This is a genomic window from Roseomonas mucosa ATCC BAA-692, from assembly GCF_000622225.1.
GTDB lineage: Bacteria > Pseudomonadota > Alphaproteobacteria > Acetobacterales > Acetobacteraceae > Roseomonas > Roseomonas mucosa.
Genome location: NZ_JHWD01000019.1, coordinates 1 through 16,770, shown reverse-complemented (window position 1 = coordinate 16,770; position 16,770 = coordinate 1). Strand labels below are relative to the sequence as shown.

Below are 16,770 nucleotides of genomic sequence, written 5' to 3'. Positions count from 1 at the left end.
GCCGGCTGCTTCGCCGCGCGGCTCACTGAGCGGACCCGGCGGGCGCGAAGCCCTGGCCGCTGAACGCGCCCTGCCAGGCGCTGCCGCTGAAGTCCACGCCGCTGGCGAAGGACGAGCCCGGGCCCGTGGCGCCGCCCCAGGTGGCCGAGAGGCCTTCCACGCTGGAAGTGCCGCCGCTGTTGAAGGAGTAGACCTTGCCTGCGCTCTGGGAGGCGGCGCTGGTGTCGCCGATCCCCTTGGCATAGCTACCACCGGTCACGCCGGCGCTGCTGAACTGGCTGCTCCCGGAAAAGTTCTGGGCCATGGCGATGCCCGGCATGGTCGCGCCCAGGGTGATGGCGCTCGCCATAAGAGAGGCTTTGAGAATGGCACGCATCGATCTTTCTCCCCATGGCATTTCATTTAAATGCCAACGTCTCAATTTTTATTAATCTGTGAACGAAGTGTCAACTTCTGATTGCGTGCACACAAAGCTGTGAACGTCTTCGCAACTGCACGCGGAACACAGTGCTGGCACGCCCGGCTCGCCCCAGCCCGACTGGGCACAACCCGGCGCAATGTCATCTGGAAGTCATATGACGGACGATCTATGCATCGTTGGTCATTCCATTCCCCTGGCCCGCGCGAGGACGGAGACCGACCATGGCCCGATCCGCAGTCTCCCGACCCGATCCCCAGGGCACTGCTCCCCAGGACATCGCTTCCCAGGACATCGGTTCTCCCGGGGAAGGTCCCGCCCGCCCTGGCGGCGCGTTCCTGCCCCGCTCCGTGGCGCAACCCCGCCGCGCCAGCCTCGCCGTCCAGGTCTGCGACGATCTTTCCGCCCGGATCGAGGCTGGCGAGCTGCGCCCCGGCGACAAGCTGCCGACCGAGAAGGAGCTGATCACCCGCTATGGCGTCAGCCGCACCGTGGTCCGGGAGGCCATCTCCAGCCTCCGCGCCGCCGGGCGCCTTTCGGTGGAACAGGGGCGCGGCATGTTCGTGCTCGCCCCGCCCCAGGCGCCGCACTACCGGCTGGAAGCCTCGCAGATCGACACGGCGGAGGAGATGCTCCGCCTGATCGAGGTGCGGGTCGCGCTGGAATCCGAGGCCGCCTGGCTGGCCGCCCAGCGCCGGGGCGAGGCCCAGGCCGCGGCGCTGCTGCAGGCCGCGGAGCGCTTCGGCACCGACCCCGCCGATGCCGACGGCTCCGTCGCCATGGACCGGACCTTCCACCTCCAGATCGCCGGCTGCTGCGGCAATGCCTATTTCGAGGCGCTGCTCGCCGGCCTGCCCGCGCAGCTCGTTCCGCGCTCCCGTCTGGAACTGTTCCGCGATGCCGAGGCCCGGGCGGCCTATCTCCGCATCCTGCGCATCGAGCATGTGCAGATCGCCACCGCCATCCTGCACGGCGACGCGGAGGGCGCGCGCGCCGCGATGCGCCTGCACCTGCTGAACAGCCGGGAGCGGCTGCGCGAGGCGGTTTCCGCCTTCGCCGCCGGCTGACCCCGCGTCTTCCCGCTTGCGTTCCGGCTGAGTGATTCGTAATACGTCATACCAATATATGTTTGTATCCAGGCGATGGAGAGCGGCATGACGGAGCATTTCACCCCGGAGGCCCTGAAGGCGAAGCTGCCCACCGGGCTCCTGTCCTTTCCGGTGACGGATTTCACTCCCTCCGGTGACCTGGATGTGGACGGCTATCGCCGCCGCCTGGAATGGCTCTCGCCCTACGGCACCGCCACGCTCTTCGCAGCCGGTGGCACGGGCGAGTACTTCTCCCTCACCCCGGGCGAGTTCTCCCGGGTGGTGAAGGCGGCGGTGGAAGGGGCGGCGGGCCAGGTCCCCATCGTGGCCGGCGCCGGCTACGGCACCCGCACCGCCATCGAATACGCGAAGGAGGCCGAGCGACTCGGCGCCGCCGGCATCCTGCTGATGCCGCCCTACCTGACCGAGACCTCCCAGGCCGGGCTGCGTGCCCATATCGCGGCGGTCTGCAAGGCCACCTCGCTCGGCGTCATCGTGTACAACCGTGCCAACTGCCGGCTGAAACCCGAGACGCTGGCCGCCGTGGCCGAGGAATGCCCGAACCTGATCGGCTTCAAGGACGGCGTCGGCGACATCGAGGCGATGACCGCCGTGTACAGCGCGCTGGGCGACCGGCTGACCTATCTCGGCGGGCTGCCGACGGCGGAGGTCTATGCCGCCGCCTATCTCGCCATGGGCGTGCCGACCTACTCCTCGGCGGTGTTCAACTTCATCCCGCGCACGGCGCAGGACTTCTACGCGGCCGTCACCACCGGCGACATGGCGACGGTGAACCGGCTGCTGAAGGACTTCTTCTTCCCCTACCTCGCCATCCGCAACCGTCAGCCGGGCTATGCGGTCAGCATCGTCAAGGCGGGTGCCGAGATCATCGGCCGCGGCGCCGGCCCGGTGCGCTCGCCGCTCAGCGACCTGACAGCGGAGGAGAAGCAGAGCCTGCGCTCTCTGGTCGAGAAGCTCGGCCCGCAATAAGGTCTACTGGCTCCGATCTCACGGAGGGGCGCGGCGTCACGCGCAGGCGCAGCGCCCGCCGTGCCTGCTTGTCCGCATACATCAGCCGATCGGCCTCCTGGAGTGCGGCTTGCAGCGAGCTGGCCGAGGGATCGACAGTCGCGACGCCGAAGCTCGCGCCTGGATAGTCGAAGCTGCAGCCGGCGAAGACATAGGTCCCGATCAGCAGTGGCGCCAACTGTCTGCGCATCACAGCGGCCGCTTCGTCCGGAGCATCCGGCCTGGACGGGGCGGCCAGCCTGATCACGATAAATTCGTCGCCGCCCCACCGTCCCGGCACGTCGCCGGGGTGCAGACCGGCCGAGAGGCGTCTTGCAACCTCGACCAGGAACTTGTCGCCGATCTCGTGTCCGTAGGTGTCGTTGATCGTCTTGAATTCATCCAGATCGATGAACGCCACAAGAATCGACTGGCGTGTCCGCTTCGCCAGCGCAAAGCACTGACCCAGATCGGCCAGGATCGCGCGCCGGTTCGGCAGGCCGGTCAGGGCGTCGTAATTCGCCGCGTACCGTTCCTCCTGCCGCCGTAACACCATCTGTCCCGCGACACGGCCGGAGAGCAGGATCAGGACGAGGCCGAGCGCCGCGACCAGCCCCGCCACCCAGAAGTGTTGCCGGCGCATGGGGGCCAGGGAATCGAGCGAAACCAGCGTGAGCAGTTGATACGTCCTGTCGGACAGGGGCTGGCGCCGCAGCAGATAAAGATGCCCGTCGATCTGCCACTGGCCGGCCTGCTCCGGGCCGGTCATGGCGCGAATGTCCATGGGCTTGCCGATATCTTCGTCGCCGTCCGGAGGTTGCAGGATGTCCGGTGGCAGAAGCGCGGCCACATTGCGCAGCATGAACGGCGCGGACGAGGAGGTCGTCACGCGCCCCTGGCGATTCACGATCAGGGCGATGTGCTGCCCTGCCAGATAGAGCGCCATATCCGGTGCGTCGAACTTCACCGTGACGGAGCCCTGCGTCACGTCGTCGGCGTCCTCGATACGGCTGGACACGAAGTAGGACGGCGTTCTGTTCAGGCGGGCGATACCGAACATCTGCCCCTTGCCGTGCTGCAGGGCATCGACGAGGTATCTTCGTTCCCGATAGATCATCCCGACGATGCTGTCGGGCTCGGCCCAGTTGCTGGCCGTTACCGTGTCATCCGACAGGTTATTCATATAGATCCGGGCGTAGCGCAGGTCGCTGGACAGACTGTTCATGAAATCGCCGACGCTGCGCACCAAGGGGTCGCGTGTGAAATATGCGGCGCGCTGCTGGCGTGTTAAGCTGGCCAGGTCTGGCGGATCGACCCGATAGCGGGTGGCAAGCTGGATCACCCTGCTCTGATGCGCCACCATATTGGCCACGCTGCTCATCTCGGTGAACAGCCGGTCGACGATGCGCGCGGTTGTTCTGGTGTCGTATTCGGCGCTGGCAGCCAAGTCGCTGAGCCGCTCCGTCATGATATACCGCGACATCCACCAGCTCAGGCCAGTCACCAGCACCAGCCAGACGCCCGCGACGACCAGTGTCACACGCCGCGCGACAGATGGCATCTGTGGCCCGAATAGCCCTTGCCGTTGTAACACGCTGCGCACACTATCCTCGCGGGCAAAACCGGGGTTCAGGACAACTTACCCGGCATTCTCGATATTCTGGCGGTTCGATCAACGTCGATGATTTCCTTGGCACCCTGGAACTGCGAATCTGGATGCGGCCAGGGAAGAGTACGTGATGATCTGGCGCTGTCATGCGCGCCGCGGGCGGAAGGGCGCGGATGGGCTGTTTCGTGAAGCCTCATGCGGCTACCTATCCGTCGCGTCGGAGCGGATCGCCATGACCATCGGATGCACCCTGCGCGAGGACCGTTCGGCGCGGCGGAAGGGGCAAGAGCAGCCCCGTCCGTACGGCGAAGGAAAGGGCCGCGCGCGCACTCCAGCCGCTGGAAGGCGAACCCGTGACGTCGCTTCCAGCTTTGGCGCCACCCGCAACAGGGTGACACCTCAATTTGGGAAGGAAACAAAAGAACATGCAACGCCGTGGCCTCCTCCGCGCCTCGCTTCTCACGCCTTTTCTGGGCATGCCCGCGCTCCTGCCCCGTGCCGCGCGGGCGGAGATGGCCTGGCCTGAGCGCACCGTCACCATCGTCTCCCCCTTCGCCCCCGGCTCGTCCTCCGACATCGTGGCGCGTGCCATCGGGGTGCAGATGCAGCAGGGGATCGGCAAGCCCGTGGTGGTGGAGAACCGCCCTGGCGCCACCGGCGAGATCGGTGCCCGCTTCGTCATCCGCTCCGCGCCGGATGGCCACACGCTGATGCACGCGCCGATCAGCACCTGGGCGATCAACGCCGCGCTGCGCCCCAGTCTCGGCTACGACCCGGTGCGCGACTTCACCGGCCTCAGCCAGACCGTGCGCACGCCCAATGTCCTGGTGGTGAACCCCGCGCAGGTGAAGGCCGGCGACCTCGCCGGGCTCGTCGAATGGCTGAAGGCGCGCAAGGGCGCCACCTCCTACTCCACCTCCGGCGTCGGCTCCTCCGACCACCTGACCATGGAGATGTTCAAGCAGGCCACCGGCACGGAGATCTCGCACATCCCCTATGCCGGCGGTGCCCCAGCCACCACCGACCTGATCGCCGGCAACGTCCAGCTCTCCTTCCAGAATCTCGGCTCCATCCTGCCGCAGATCCGCGACGGCCGCGTGAAGCCCATCCTGATCACCAGTGAGGCGCGTTCCGCCCTTCTTCCCGAGGTGCCGACCGCCATCGAGAGCGGACTGCAGGGCTTCACCGTCTATTCCTGGCAGGCGATCGGCGGCCCCGCCGGCATGGCGCCGGACCTCGCCAACCGCATCCACGCAGCCATCCTGGCGGCCCTGCGCCACCCCGACACCCGCCGCCGCATGGACGAGATCGGCTTCGAGGTCGTGGGCAGCACCCCCGCCGAGTTCGCCGCCTTCCAGAAGGGAGAGATCGACCGCTGGAAGGAGGTCGTCCGCCGCGGCAACATCACGCCGGACTGAGCGCCGGACTCGCCTGTTCCGGCCGCCGGGGGAAAGGCGCTGCCTCTCCCGCCGGACCCCCTCTCCGCCGGGGACCGAAGCCGGTCCCCGGACCCCGGGCTTTCGTGGGTTCCCGTGGTGGCCGCCAGCCTGCGGCCTGATCCCGGGGAGCAAGTGGCAACGCGGGGCTCCCGGAAAGAAGAAAGGCACCCTGTCCGCGCTGGTGGCACTGGCAGCCTGCCGGAGAGCGATGCTCTCCGGCGCGATCCGGCCCGCAGCGAAGAGGCAACGAACGGGAGGTCCAGGAACCTCAGGTTCCTGGCGGATAAGGGGGACGGGGGGAAAAGGCGGAGCCTTGTCCCCCGGGACGGCGCAACGGCAGAAGTGATGCGCGACCGGCAATCGCTGTCCGGATCAGGCTGGCGGGGCCTTGCTTTCATCCGGATCGGTCCCGGGCGGGGCGGTGTCCCGCAGCACGTCCGCGAGTTCCGCGAAGACCGGCCCGCGCGGGTCGGTGCCGCGCCAGACCAGTCCGATGGTGCGGCCGACCCGGGGTTCCCGCATGGGGCGGTAGCCGATGAGCCCGTCCAGGGCGGTGCCTTCGCGCCGCGCCAGCAGGGGCAAGAGGGAGTAGCCCTCGCCCGCGGCGATCATGTGGCGCAGCATTTCCAGCGAGCTGGCGAAGCGCGCCTCACGCATCCCGGCGGGGACATGGCAGAGGGAGAGCGCCTGTTCCCGCAGGCAGTGCCCTTCTTCCAGCAGCAGCAGCCCCTGGCCGTCCAGATCCTGGATGCCGATCCGCTCCTGCTCCAGCAGCGGGTGTCCCTGCGGACAGGCAAGCTGGAAGGGTTCGAAGAAGAGCGGCGCTTCCGTGAGGCCCGCCGCGCCGGAAGGCAGGGCGACCAGCGCCAGGTCGAGCGTGCCGCGTTGCAGCGCCTCCAGCAGCTCGCCGGTCCGTCCTTCCTGGAGGCGCAGACTCAGGCCGGGATAGCGCGCCCGCATGTCCGGCAGCAGCCAGGGGACGTAGTAGGGGCCGAGTGTGGCGATCACGCCCAGGCGCAGCGGGCCGGTCAGGGGCTCGGCCTCCCCCTTGGCCATTTCCAGCAGCCCGCGCGCCTCGCGGATCACCACCTCCGCTTGGCGCAGCAGGTTCGTGGCCTGGGCGGTCGGCTCGATGCGGCGGCTGGAACGTTCGAAGAGCGTCACGCCCAGCAGGCCTTCCAGCTTGCGGATCTGCTCGCTCAGGGCGGGCTGGCTGACGCCGCAGCGTTCGGCGGCGCGGCCGAAGTGGCGCAGCTCCGCGACCGTGACGGCGTATTCGAGGTCGCGGAGCGAGAGGCCGGCCAGGGTGTTCGGGGGCATGGCTCCATCCCATCCATCGTTAGGCGTTACCTATCACAAGGATAGGAACGTTCAATTTCGCCGATGGAAGGCGGGGAGGCATAGTCGCCCGCAGAGCTTCCGAGGTTTGGGAAGGAGGACTTCATGACCCAGGAAACACGGAGTGGCGCGGCGCGCCCGGTGCTGACCAGCACGGCCGGCGCCCCGGTGCCCGACAACCAGAACAGCCTGACCGCCGGCCCGCGCGGCCCGATCCTGCTGGAGAACTACCAGCTCATCGAGAAGCTGGCGCACCAGAACCGGGAGCGCATCCCGGAGCGGGTGGTGCATGCCAAGGGCTCGGGCGCCTATGGCACGCTGACCGTCACGCACGACATCAGCCGCTATACCAGGGCGAAGGTCTTCTCCCAGCTGGGCAAGAAGACCGAGGTGCTGCTGCGCTTCTCCACCGTGGCGGGCGAGCGCGGCGCGGCGGATGCCGAGCGCGACGTGCGCGGCTTCGCGCTGAAGTTCTACACCGAGGAGGGCAACTGGGACCTCGTCGGCAACAACACGCCTGTCTTCTTCATCCGCGACCCGATGAAGTTCCCGGACTTCATCCGCACGCAGAAGCGCCATCCGCGCACCAACATGCGCTCGGCGACGGCGATGTGGGACTTCTGGTCGCTGTCGCCGGAAAGCCTGCACCAGGTGACGATCCTGTTCTCGGATCGCGGCCTGCCGCAGGGCTACCGCTTCATGAACGGCTACGGCTCGCACACCTATTCCTTCTGGAACGATGCCGGCGAGCGGTACTGGGTGAAATTCCACTTCAAGTCCATGCAGGGCATCCGGACCTGGACGAACGAGGAAGCCAACACCGTCATCGCGGAGGACCGCGAGAGCGCGCAGCGCGACCTCTATGACGCGATCGAGCAGGGCGACTTCCCGCGCTGGCGCGTCTGCGTGCAGATCATGCCGGAGGCGGATGCGGAGAGGACCTCCTACAACCCCTTCGACCTGACCAAGGTCTGGCCGCATGGCGAGTACCCGCTGATCGATGTGGGCGTGCTGGAGCTGAACCGGAACCCCGAGCATTACTTCGCGGAGATCGAGCAGAGCTCCTTCTCGCCGTCGAACATCGTGCCGGGCATCGGCTTTTCCCCGGACAAGGTGCTGCAGGGCCGGATCTTCGCCTATGCCGACGCGCACCGCTACCGCGTCGGCACGCATTACGAGGCCCTGCCGGTGAACCGGCCGCGCAGCCAGGTGAACACCTATCACGCCGACGGGCCGATGCGCTTCGACGCGCCGCGCGGCACGGACCACTACTACGAGCCGAATTCCTTCAACGGCCCGGTGGAGCAGCCCTCGGCCAAGGAGCCGCCCCTGCGCATCAACGGGAATGCCGACTACTACAACCATCGCGACGGCAACGACGACTACACCCAGCCGGGCAACCTGTTCCGCCTGCTGGGCGCCGAGCAGCAGGAGCGGCTGTTCCGCAACATCGCCGGCGCGATGCAGGGCGTGCCGCGGGAGATCGTCGCCCGCCAGCTCGGGCATTTCCGCAAGGCGGACCCGGCCTATGCCGCCGGCGTGGAGCGCGCGCTGGACTGGGTGCACACCAGCCCGGCCTCGGCGCCCACCACCGCCGCCGATGTGGGCGGGCAGCAGGCGGCCGAGTGATCCTGGCCTGAAAGGACCGCCATGGCCTGCCCCGGGCCATGGCGCACTCCGGCGGCGGGCAGACCCATGCCGCGCCGCTGCGGACCTCCGGCGAACCCCTCTTTCCAGCCGGAGGTCCGCTCTTTTCCCGAACCGAATGCCTGCGAACGGAACCCCCCGGATGTCCGCCGCCCTGCTCGCCCCTGCCCTTGACCCTGCCCCCGCCGCCCCGGACCGGGCCGCCTCCTTGCCGGCGGCGCCGGTCCCGCCATCCCCCGGCCTTGCCAAGGAGTCCCGGCTGCCGGCGCTGTGGGCGGGCACGCGCGGCTCCCCGCTCGCGCTGGCGCAGACGCGGGAGGTGCTGGCGCTGCTGGGCGGCGAGGGCATGACCGGCGGGCGCCCCGTGCGGGCGCGCGTGGTCGGCACCACCGGGGACCGGGTCCAGGGCCGCCGCCTCGCCGATATCGGCGGCAAGGGGCTCTTCACCAAGGAGATCCACGAGGCGCTGCTGGACGGCCGGGTCGATTTCGCCGTGCACAGCCTGAAGGACCTGGAAACGGAGCTGCCGCCCGGCCTCGTCATCGCGGGCGTTCTGCCGCGCGAGGATGTGCGCGACGCCCTGGTCCTGGGGCCTGCCGTGCCGCCGGTCTTCCGCCGCGGCGCGCTGCCGGAACTGCCGCAGGGCGCGCGGATCGGCACCGCCTCGGTGCGGCGCGAGGCGCAGCTGCGCCACCTGCGGCCGGACCTGCGCTTCGGCCTGCTGCGCGGCAATGTCGGCACGCGGCTGCGGGTGCTGGAGGGCGGCGATTTCGCGGCCACGCTGCTGGCCATGGCCGGGCTGCGCCGCCTGGGCCTGGAACATGCGGCCGTGATGGCGCTGGACCCGGAGGAGGAGTTGGTGCCGGCGGCCGGACAGGGCATCATCGCCGTCACGGCCCGGGAGGAAGATGTGGAGACGCGGCGCCTCTTCGCGATGATCGACCATCGCCCCACCCGCATCGCCGCCACGGCGGAGCGGGCGCTGCTGGCGTCGCTCGGCGGCTCCTGCCGCACGCCGGTCGGTGCCCATGCGCGGATGCTGCCCGGCGGGCGGCTGCGGCTGACCGGCCTTCTGGCGCGGGAGGACGGCTCCTTCCTGCTGAAGCGCGGCCTGGAGGGCGCGCCCGGCGACGCGGCGCGGCTGGGCCAGGAGCTGGGCGCGTGGCTGCGGGCCGGGAGTCCGGCGGATATCCTGCCATGACGCATGTGGCCCCGCTCTCCCTGGCCTCCGCCGGGGATGCGCCGGTGAGCGGCGGTCCGGAGCCGGCGAAGGGGCGGATCGGCGTGCTGCTGGTCAATCTCGGCACGCCGGACGGCACGGGCTATTGGCCGATGCGCCGCTACCTGTCGCAGTTCCTCAGCGACCGGCGGGTGATCGAGGTGAATCCGCTGCTCTGGCAGCCGCTGCTGCAGGGCGTGATCCTGGCCACGCGCCCGCGCCGCTCCGGCGCGAACTACCGCCGCATCTGGCGCGCGGCGGAGAATGAATCGCCCCTGCGGACCTTCACCCGCGCCCAGGCGGAGAGGCTGCGCGCGCGGCTGGCCTCGGCGGACGGCACGGGAGAGGTCGTGGTGGACTGGGCCATGCGCTATGGCCGCCCGGGCGTGGACGAGCGGATGCGGGCGCTGATGGCGGAGGGCTGCGACCGCGTGCTGGTCCTGCCGCTCTATCCGCAATACAGCGCCACCACCACGGCGACGGTGGCGGACGATGCGTTCCGCGCGCTGATGCGGATGCGGCGCCAGCCGGCGCTGCGGATCGCGCCCTCCTTTCCGGACCACCCCGCCTATATCCGCGCCCTGGCCGATTCGGTGCGCCAGGCGCTGGCCGGGCTGGAGCGGCCGCCGCAGATGCTGCTCGCCTCCTTCCACGGCCTGCCGCGTTCCTATGTCGAGAAGGGCGATCCCTACCTGGCCGAATGCGAGCGGACCATGCGGGCGCTGCGCCGGGCGCTCGGCCTGTCCGAGGCGGAATTCCCCCTTGTCTTCCAGTCGCGCTTCGGCCGGGAGCCCTGGCTGGAGCCCTATACCGACGATGTCCTGTCCGGGCTGCCCGGGCGCGGCATCCGGCGTGTCGCGATGATCACGCCGGGCTTCCTGTCCGACTGTGTCGAGACGCTGGACGAGATCGGCCGGGAATCACGGCATGTCTTCATGGAGGCCGGGGGCGAGGACTACACGGTGATCCCCTGCCTGAACGATTCTCCCGGTGCGGTGGCGTTGTTGGAAGCGCTGCTGCGTGAGGAACTGGCCGGCTGGCTGCCGGAACCGTCCGCGCCTGGCGGGTGAGCGGCCAGGGTTCTGGCGTTGCGCTTTCGGTTGGCCCCGGGGAGGCTCCGCCTGCCCCGGAACCCCCGCTGCTGGGGAATGGTATTCCCCCAGACTCCGCCTTGAGCGGGTGCGGGTGGCGAGGCCAGCCTTCCGCCTGATCCCTGGGGCACAGGTGGATCGGCGGGACCCCCGAAAAGAGGAAAGACACCGTGTCCGCGCTGGCGGCACCGGCAGCCGCCGGAGAGCAGGGCTTTCCGGCGGCTGCCGGTGCCGGGGAGTGCCAGCTCATCGGGTCCAGGGCCCGCAGGGTCCTGGCGGCGCGGGGGTTTGGGGGCGAGGTGGAGCCTTGCCCCCAGGGGACGCGGCGGAACCCATCGCGCCCGGCGAGACGGATCAGGGCAGCAGGCGGGCGAGGGCCTGGGTCAGTTCCTCGGGCGCATAGGGCTTGGCCAGCACCGGGACGTTGGCATGCCGGGTCGGCACGCCGGCCTGTCCGTAGCCGGAGGCGACCACGAAGGGCACGTTCATGCCGGTCAACGCATCGGCGATCGGCTCGGAGGTCTCGCCCGCCAGATTCAGGTCGAGCACGGCGACGTCCGGCCTCTCGGTCTGGATCAGTTGCAGGGCGGCCGCCACGGTCGCCACGGGGCCCAGGACCTGTGCGCCGGCATCGAGAAGCGTATCCTCCACCAGCATCGCCACCAGTGTCTCGTCTTCCACGACCAGGACCCGACGTCCCTCCAGTGTGCTCATGCCAGATGCCCGCTCAATTCCGATGTCGTGCCAGCCTTATAGACTGGACCCGGCCCGATTGCGATGCACCGTCCGGACATCTCCTTTGCGGCATCGCGCCGCGAAGAGGATGTCCAGAGGGCTGTCCTTCTGGGCCCTGCCACCAGGCGAGAGGGGATGGCCCCCCCGTTGTCCCCGGGGGTGCCCACCGCGGCGGGGGGTGGCTTCAGTCGGCGTATTGCCCGGCCTCCTGGATCACCGGCCGCCATTTGGCGATATCGGCCATCCAGTAGTCCCGGTGCGCCTTCGGCATGGCCATCGCATCGGCCACCGGGGCGGTGCCGAGCTCCGCGAAGCGCGCGACCACGTGCGGGTCCTTCAGCGCGGTGCGCAGGGCGCTGGAGAGGCGCTCGTTGATCGCCGCCGGCGTGCCGCGCGGCGTGTAGATCCCGTGCCAGATGGAGACCTCCATGCCCGGCAGCCCGGCTTCGTGCACCGTCGGCAGGTCGGGCAGGGCGGCCAGGCGATCCTTTGTCGTCACGGCGAAGGCGCGCACGGAACCGGCCTTGATCTGCTCGGTGGTGTTGGTGGTCTGGTCGCACATCACGTCCACAGTGCCGCCCACCAGGTCCGTCATGGCCGGGGCGGTGCCGCGATAGGGCACGGTGGTCACCTGGGTGGCGATGGCGTTCTGCCAGAGCAGGCCGCAGAGATGGCTGGCCGCCCCGATCCCGGCATTGGCGAGGTTGATCTTGGTGCCTTCGCGCTTCATCAGCGCCGTCAGCTCGGCCAGGGTGTTCGCGCCGATGTTCTTGCGGGCGATGACGGTCATCGGCACCTCGGTGACGAGGCCCACCGTCTCGAACCCGTTCACCGGGTCATAGGACAGGCGGCGGTACAGGGTCGGCGTCGTTCCCATGCCGATATGGTGCATGAGGATGGCGTAGCCGTCCGGCCTGGCCAGGGCGACCCGGGCGGCGCCCAGCGTGCCGCCGGCCCCGCCGACATTCTCGATCACCACCGTCTGCTTCAGGTCGCGCCCCATGGCCTCGGCGACCAGCCGGGCCACCGTGTCGGTCGGGCCGCCGGCGGCGAAGGGCACGGTCATGGTGATCGTGCGGCTGGGGTAGGAATCCTGCGCGGCGGCCGGCAGGGCCAGGAAGGCGGCCGCCAGGACGAGGGCACAGCGCCGAATCATGTCGTTTCCTCCGGATTATAATTTCGTCATCGAAGGATGCGCCGCTGCAAAGGTCAACGACGAAGAAGCCGATTCGACTTGCGGAAAGAGGCGGTTTTATTGCTATTTCGTAATAAAGTGCATCGCCAGGCTGCTGTGGCCCAGTCCGGGCGTGGCGCCAGGGGCACGGGGCGAGAGGGCCGGCCCGCCGGCAAGGGGCGGGCCGGGAAAGGGCAGGGCGCTTCCCTTCGGGGGAAGCGCGCCTGTCAGGCGTCCATCTTGAGGGCGGCGATAAAGGCGCTCTGCGGGATCTCGACCTTGCCGAACTGCCGCATGCGCTTCTTGCCCTCCTTCTGCTTCTCCAGCAGCTTGCGCTTGCGGCTGATGTCGCCGCCGTAGCACTTGGCGGTGACGTCCTTGCTCAGCGCGCCGATGGTCTCGCGCGCGATGACGCGGCTGCCGATGGCGGCCTGGATGGCGATCTTGAAGAGCTGCTTGGGGATCAGGTCCTTCAGCCGCTCGCAGATCTGTCGCCCGCGCTTCTCCGCCTGGGAGCGATGGGCCATGAAGCTCAGCGCATCCACCGGCTCGGCGTTCACCAGGATGGAGATCTTCACGAGGTCGCTCTCCTCGTAGCCGTCCATCGTGTAGTCGAAGGAGGCATAGCCGCGGGAGATCGACTTCAGCCGGTCGTAGAAGTCGAAGACCACCTCGTTCAGCGGCAGCTTGTAGACCGCCATCGCCCGGGTGCCGACATAGGTGAGGTCGATCTGCTGTCCGCGCCGCTCGGAACAGAGCGCCAGCACGGAGCCGAGGTACTCGTCCGGGACGAAGATCGTCGCCTTGATCCAGGGCTCCTCGATGGTGTCGATCACCGAGCCGTCCGGCATGTCGGCCGGGTTGTGCAGCTCGATCCTCTCGCCGTTCGTCTTGTTGATCTTGTAGACCACGCTGGGCGCGGTCGCGATCAGGTCGAGGTCGAACTCGCGGCTCAGGCGCTCCTGTATGATCTCCAGGTGCAGCAGGCCGAGGAAGCCGCAGCGGAAGCCGAAGCCCAGCGCGGCGGAGGTCTCTGCCTCGTAGTGGAAGGAGGCGTCGTTCAGCCGCAGCTTGGACAGCGATTCGCGCAGCTTCTCGAAATCGTCCGCATCGACCGGGTAGAGGCCGCACCAGACCACGGGGATGGAGGGCTTGAAGCCCGCCAGCGGCTCCGGCGCCGGGTTGCGGTCGTCGGTCACCGTGTCACCGACATTGGTGTCGGCCACCGTCTTGATGGCGGCGGTGAAGTAGCCCATCTCGCCCGGCCCGAGGCTCTCGACGGTCTGCATCTTCGGCCGGAACACGCCCACCTGGTCGATGATGTGCGTGGTGCCGTTGGCCATCATGCGGATCTTCTGGCCGCGCCGCAGGTGGCCGTCCTTCACCCGCACCAGGATGATCACGCCGAGATAGGCGTCGTACCAGCTGTCCACCAGCAGCGCCTTGGTCGGCGCGTCCGGGTTGCCCTGCGGCGGCGGCAGGCGGGTGACGACGGCCTCCAGCACGCCCTCGATGTTCAGCCCGGTCTTGGCGGAGATCATCACCGCGTCGTCGGCGGGGATGCCGACCACGTCCTCGATCTGCTGCTTCACCCGCTCCGGCTCGGCGGCCGGCAGGTCCACCTTGTTCAGGATGGGGACGATCTCGTGCCCCGCCTCGATGGCCTGGTAGACGTTGGCGAGCGTCTGCGCCTCGACGCCCTGGGAGGCGTCGACCACCAGAAGCGAGCCCTCGCAGGCGGCCAGGGAGCGGGAAACCTCGTAGGCGAAGTCCACATGGCCCGGCGTGTCCATGAGGTTCAGCTGGTACAGCTCGCCATCCGCGGCGCGGTAGTCCAGCCGGACGGTCTGCGCCTTGATGGTGATCCCGCGCTCGCGCTCCAGCTCCATGTTGTCGAGGACCTGGTTGGTCATCTCGCGGTCTGACAGGGCGCCGGTCTTCTGGATCAGCCGGTCGGCGAGCGTGCTCTTGCCATGGTCGATATGGGCGATGATCGAGAAGTTGCGGATGCGGGAGAGGGGGGTGTCGGTCATGAAGGGTCCGGCCGGAATGCGGGCGTGAGGCGGGTTTTCGGCCGCGCGGGCGTGTTGTCGCCCCTCAGATAAGCCACCCGGCGCCCGGCACCAAGCGCGGAGCGGGCCGGCAGCCCCTGGCGCGGGCATATCCTGTCGAAGTGAATATTTCCGATATATCGGATCTTGCGGCGGATATGGGCTTCGCCTATTTCCGATATATCGAAACCCTATCGAGGATAACCTGATGCGACATTTCTTCTCCCACCGCCGCTCCGATCCCCGCTGGCCCGGCCAGGATGGCCGCTGCGAGGCCCGCCGCTTCCACCGCGACTTCGGGGACGGAGAGCGTGGCGGCCGTGGCCCCTTCGGCCGGCACGGCCATCATGGCCGGGGCGGGCGCGGCGGCCGCTTCTTCGAGAGCGGCGACCTCCGCCTCGTCCTGCTGCGCCTGATCGCGGAGCGCCCGCGCCACGGCTACGAGCTGATGGAGGAGATCGAGACCCGGCTCGGCGGCGCCTACCGTCCCAGCCCCGGCACGATCTACCCGACCCTGACCCTGCTGGAGGAACTCGGCCAGATCGCCGTTTCCGCCACCGAGGGCGCCAAGAAGCTCTACGCCGTCACTCCGGAGGGCGAGCGCGTCCTGGCCGGACAGAAGGCGGAAGCGGATGCGCTCTTCGCCCGCATGGAGGCGGCCGGCGGCGAAGCTCCGGCAGCCGGCAAGTTGCAGATCCTCCGGGCCATGCATAACCTGAAGCTCGCCTTGCGGCTGCGTCTCGGTCGCGGCAACCTCTCCGAGGAACAGCTCCGCCGCATCGTGGAGGCCATCGACGCCACCGCGACGCGGATCGAGCGGGAATAAGGACCACAGCCATGGATACGGGCATGGAGAAGGCCCCGGCGCGGGTGGCGCGCCGGGTCCGCCACGAACTCCGCTTCCGCCAGCTCGACGTAACGCAGGTGGAGGACATCACGCCGGCCATGCGCCGGATCACCCTGGCGGGGCCGGATCTCGCCGGCTTCACCAGCCTCTCCTTCGACGACCATGTGAAGCTCTTCTTCCCCGAGCCCGGCGCCCCGTTGGCGTTGCCGGTGGCGGGGCCGAACGGCGTCGTCTTCCCCGAGGGCCAGCCGCGCCCGTCCGCGCGCGACTACACCCCGCGCCGCTACGACGAGGCGGCGGGGATTCTGGAGATCGACTTCGCCCTGCACGAGAACGGGCCGGCGACGGACTGGGCCAGCCGCGCCAGGCCCGGCGACCGCATCGGCCTCGGCGGCCCGCGCGGTTCCTTCGTGATCCCCATGGACTTCGACTGGCACCTGCTGGTCGGCGACGAGACGGCCCTGCCCGCGATCGGCCGCCGCCTGGAGGAACTGCCCGAAGGCAGCCATGCCCTGGTCATCGCCGAGGTGGCCGGGCCAGCGGAAGAGCAGGTCTGGCGGAGCCAGGCGAAGCTCGACCTGCGCTGGGTCCATCGCGGCCGCGTGCCGCCGGGCCAGGGCGGCGGGCTGGAGGAGGCGCTGCGCGCCCTGACCCTGCCGGGTGGCGAAGGCTATGCCTGGGTCGCCTGCGAATCCCTGGTCGCCAAGCGCCTGCGCCAGATCCTGGTGGAGCGGCACGGCCTGCCCAAGGAGCGTATCAAGGCTGCCGGATACTGGAAGCTCGGCGCCGCCGGGGCACACGAGACGCATAACGACTGATGCCGGGAGCGCCGGTTGTGGCGCTTCACCTCCGGCCTTGCCCTGTCCCGGGTGAAGGCTCTGCCTTCCCCCCGGCCCCCCATCCGCCAGGAGCCGGTGGCTCCTGGACCTGCCAGGAGTTGGCACCTGCTGTGGCCGGATCGCGCCGGAGAGTGATGCTCTCCGGCGACTGCCGGTGCCGCCCGTGCGGACAAGGCGTTTTCTTCTTCGGGAGCCCCGCCGATCCACCTGTTCCCGGGGATCGGCATCAGGCTCACGGCTACCACCAGCGCCAACGAAAGCCCGGGG

At 69.2% G+C, this 16,770-nt stretch carries 14 protein-coding genes; 8 read left to right on the top strand and 6 right to left on the bottom strand.

Annotated features, from left to right (window positions below; translation table 11 throughout):
- Positions 1-22 precede the first annotated feature (22 nt).
- The gene (locus tag BT98_RS0115960) at positions 23-376 is read right to left on the bottom strand and encodes a hypothetical protein (RefSeq protein ID WP_139341666.1); all 354 of its coding nucleotides are present in this window, start codon (positions 374-376) and stop codon (positions 23-25) included.
- Between the two features lie 266 nt (positions 377-642).
- Between BT98_RS0115960 and BT98_RS0115955 the strand changes: the two genes are divergently transcribed.
- A complete protein-coding gene (locus tag BT98_RS0115955) occupies positions 643-1,485 on the top strand; it encodes a FadR/GntR family transcriptional regulator (protein ID WP_115359203.1) in 843 nt (280 codons plus the stop codon).
- Positions 1,486-1,572: 87 nt separating this feature from the next.
- A complete protein-coding gene (gene kdgD, locus BT98_RS0115950; protein WP_019462206.1) occupies positions 1,573-2,496 on the top strand; it encodes a 5-dehydro-4-deoxyglucarate dehydratase in 924 nt (307 codons plus the stop codon).
- On the opposite strand, the gene BT98_RS24680 is transcribed toward kdgD, so the two are convergent.
- The gene (locus BT98_RS24680) at positions 2,429-4,054 is read right to left on the bottom strand and encodes a GGDEF domain-containing protein (protein WP_019462207.1); all 1,626 of its coding nucleotides are present in this window, start codon (positions 4,052-4,054) and stop codon (positions 2,429-2,431) included. The genes kdgD and BT98_RS24680 overlap by 68 nt on opposite strands.
- A gap of 494 nt (positions 4,055-4,548) precedes the next feature.
- Here BT98_RS24680 and BT98_RS0115940 point away from each other — a divergent pair, with 494 nt between their 5' ends.
- Positions 4,549-5,541: a Bug family tripartite tricarboxylate transporter substrate binding protein gene (locus BT98_RS0115940; RefSeq protein ID WP_019462208.1), complete on the top strand. Its 993-nt coding sequence runs from the start codon at positions 4,549-4,551 to the stop codon at positions 5,539-5,541.
- Positions 5,542-5,934: 393 nt separating this feature from the next.
- On the opposite strand, the gene BT98_RS0115935 is transcribed toward BT98_RS0115940, so the two are convergent.
- Positions 5,935-6,882, bottom strand: a complete 948-nt coding sequence (locus tag BT98_RS0115935; protein WP_019462152.1) for a LysR substrate-binding domain-containing protein — start codon at positions 6,880-6,882, stop codon at positions 5,935-5,937.
- Positions 6,883-7,005: 123 nt separating this feature from the next.
- On the opposite strand from BT98_RS0115935, the gene BT98_RS0115930 reads away from it, so the two are divergent.
- The 3 genes from BT98_RS0115930 (at position 7,006) to hemH (ending at position 10,836) form a co-directional block, all read left to right on the top strand.
- Entirely contained in the window at positions 7,006-8,529 is a 1,524-nt protein-coding gene (locus BT98_RS0115930; protein ID WP_019462153.1) for a catalase, read from the top strand.
- Between the two features lie 160 nt (positions 8,530-8,689).
- Complete coding sequence (gene hemC / locus BT98_RS0115925; RefSeq protein ID WP_027297279.1) at positions 8,690-9,748, top strand: hydroxymethylbilane synthase; 1,059 nt, start codon at positions 8,690-8,692, stop codon at positions 9,746-9,748.
- Positions 9,745-10,836: a ferrochelatase gene (hemH, locus tag BT98_RS0115920; protein WP_019462155.1), complete on the top strand. Its 1,092-nt coding sequence runs from the start codon at positions 9,745-9,747 to the stop codon at positions 10,834-10,836. Before hemC ends, hemH begins: the two co-directional genes overlap by 4 nt.
- A 375-nt stretch (positions 10,837-11,211) precedes the next feature.
- Here the strand turns inward: hemH and BT98_RS0115915 are convergent, their stop codons facing one another.
- From BT98_RS0115915 to lepA, 3 genes are all read right to left on the bottom strand, one after another.
- Positions 11,212-11,571, bottom strand: coding sequence for a response regulator (locus tag BT98_RS0115915; RefSeq protein WP_019462156.1), 360 nt, complete (start codon positions 11,569-11,571; stop codon positions 11,212-11,214).
- A gap of 205 nt (positions 11,572-11,776) precedes the next feature.
- Positions 11,777-12,748: a tripartite tricarboxylate transporter substrate-binding protein gene (locus tag BT98_RS0115910; protein WP_019462157.1), complete on the bottom strand. Its 972-nt coding sequence runs from the start codon at positions 12,746-12,748 to the stop codon at positions 11,777-11,779.
- 245 nt (positions 12,749-12,993) lie between these two features.
- A complete protein-coding gene (gene lepA, locus BT98_RS0115905; protein WP_019462158.1) occupies positions 12,994-14,799 on the bottom strand; it encodes a translation elongation factor 4 in 1,806 nt (601 codons plus the stop codon).
- A gap of 226 nt (positions 14,800-15,025) precedes the next feature.
- On the opposite strand from lepA, the gene BT98_RS0115900 reads away from it, so the two are divergent.
- Complete coding sequence (locus tag BT98_RS0115900; protein ID WP_019462159.1) at positions 15,026-15,643, top strand: PadR family transcriptional regulator; 618 nt, start codon at positions 15,026-15,028, stop codon at positions 15,641-15,643.
- 23 nt (positions 15,644-15,666) lie between these two features.
- Positions 15,667-16,482: a siderophore-interacting protein gene (locus BT98_RS0115895; RefSeq protein ID WP_026033388.1), complete on the top strand. Its 816-nt coding sequence runs from the start codon at positions 15,667-15,669 to the stop codon at positions 16,480-16,482.
- Positions 16,483-16,770: the final 288 nt, after the last annotated feature.

What these genes read in the sequence shown, in the direction of transcription:
- hemH (WP_019462155.1), top strand. Translation starts at nt 9,745, where the DNA reads ATGACGCATGTGGCCCCGCTCTCCCTGGCCTCCGCCGGGGATGCGCCG.
- BT98_RS0115940 (WP_019462208.1), top strand. Translation starts at nt 4,549, where the DNA reads ATGCAACGCCGTGGCCTCCTCCGCGCCTCGCTTCTCACGCCTTTTCTG.
- BT98_RS0115915 (WP_019462156.1), bottom strand. Translation starts at nt 11,571, where the DNA reads ATGAGCACACTGGAGGGACGTCGGGTCCTGGTCGTGGAAGACGAGACA.
- BT98_RS0115930 (WP_019462153.1), top strand. Translation starts at nt 7,006, where the DNA reads ATGACCCAGGAAACACGGAGTGGCGCGGCGCGCCCGGTGCTGACCAGC.
- BT98_RS0115955 (WP_115359203.1), top strand. Translation starts at nt 643, where the DNA reads ATGGCCCGATCCGCAGTCTCCCGACCCGATCCCCAGGGCACTGCTCCC.
- BT98_RS0115900 (WP_019462159.1), top strand. Translation starts at nt 15,026, where the DNA reads ATGCGACATTTCTTCTCCCACCGCCGCTCCGATCCCCGCTGGCCCGGC.
- hemC (WP_027297279.1), top strand. Translation starts at nt 8,690, where the DNA reads ATGTCCGCCGCCCTGCTCGCCCCTGCCCTTGACCCTGCCCCCGCCGCC.
- BT98_RS0115910 (WP_019462157.1), bottom strand. Translation starts at nt 12,748, where the DNA reads ATGATTCGGCGCTGTGCCCTCGTCCTGGCGGCCGCCTTCCTGGCCCTG.
- BT98_RS0115960 (WP_139341666.1), bottom strand. Translation starts at nt 376, where the DNA reads ATGCGTGCCATTCTCAAAGCCTCTCTTATGGCGAGCGCCATCACCCTG.
- kdgD (WP_019462206.1), top strand. Translation starts at nt 1,573, where the DNA reads ATGACGGAGCATTTCACCCCGGAGGCCCTGAAGGCGAAGCTGCCCACC.
- lepA (WP_019462158.1), bottom strand. Translation starts at nt 14,799, where the DNA reads ATGACCGACACCCCCCTCTCCCGCATCCGCAACTTCTCGATCATCGCC.
- BT98_RS0115895 (WP_026033388.1), top strand. Translation starts at nt 15,667, where the DNA reads ATGGAGAAGGCCCCGGCGCGGGTGGCGCGCCGGGTCCGCCACGAACTC.
- BT98_RS0115935 (WP_019462152.1), bottom strand. Translation starts at nt 6,882, where the DNA reads ATGCCCCCGAACACCCTGGCCGGCCTCTCGCTCCGCGACCTCGAATAC.